This is a genomic window from Flavobacterium sp. U410 (assembly GCF_053570605.1).
The window spans coordinates 1-985 of the sequence record NZ_JBSEFI010000053.1 but is presented as its reverse complement, the minus strand read 5'-3'; the positions used below and the strand labels follow the sequence as shown (position 1 = coordinate 985).

Here is a 985-nt window from a genome sequence, read left to right as displayed (position 1 = left end):
TCTGATTATCCGTTTATGCACCTGTTATATTCGCAATTACTAGTCTGTCAAAGAGTTTGTCTCCAAAATACCGTCTGTTTAATTTGTAAATAAACTCGTTGAGATACAACTGTAAGTATTTCCTTTTGATTTTATGGTAGTTGCCCAGCAATGTCCGTTTTGCATTACTGATTGCGATATGCACCCATTTGAGTGTTTCCTTGGTGGTTTTGGCGTCTGATTTCTCGGTGACGTGCAATTCCACCAGATCGGAGATGTCAACGTAAGAAGTGCTTTTGTCCGAAAATACGATGGCATCATCCTCCATGCAGTCCCTGACCACGCCGTTGATTCCTTCACTTTGATGGCTATCCAGTACCCTGGCCTTGAAATAACGCACATGCTTCTCCTTTTTGCCCGTTTCGATATCTTCCAACGGGGTGCTTTCGGCCATCACCGCAACGTTCTGCTTTCCCTCGGCTCCCCGGCCACGTGTACCCTTGCCTCGCTCGATTTCCTTACTGGCCACCGAAAAGTAACCCTCATCCAGTTCTATCATCCCTTCCAGTGTATACCTTGCATCCCGGTTGCCCATCGCCCTGCGGAGTTTGTGTACCATCGCCCATACCGGTTCGTAACGCTTCAATCCTAATTGCTTCTGGAGTTCGTTGGTGGAGAATCCCTTTTTTGTGCAACTCATCAGGAACATCGTTTTGTACCACACCAGAAACGGCAGCTTGGAGCTCTCCATGATCGTACCGCTGCGCAACGAGGTGCGGAAACGGCAACCTTTGCATTCATAACTCCATTTACCCTGTAACCAATAATGGGAAGTGCCCCCGCATCGCTTGCAGACAACCCCTTCCTTATCACGCTGCTCCTTGAAATGCAAACGACAATCTTCCTCCGAACCGAAATGAGCCGTAAAACTGAATATGTTCATAATCCCTGCTTTTTGAGCGCTAATATACTAAAAATATTAGGTGTGTTTGCGGAGAATCAGATA

At 46.7% G+C, this 985-nt stretch carries 1 protein-coding gene; it reads right to left on the bottom strand.

All coding sequences use genetic code 11. The annotated features are described in order from the left end of the window. Positions 1-13 precede the first annotated feature (13 nt). Positions 14-922 carry an IS1595-like element ISBbi1 family transposase gene (locus tag ACUSJC_RS16755; RefSeq protein ID WP_005807145.1) on the bottom strand — a complete coding sequence of 303 codons (909 nt, stop codon included), beginning with the start codon at positions 920-922 and terminating at the stop codon, positions 14-16. Positions 923-985: the final 63 nt, after the last annotated feature.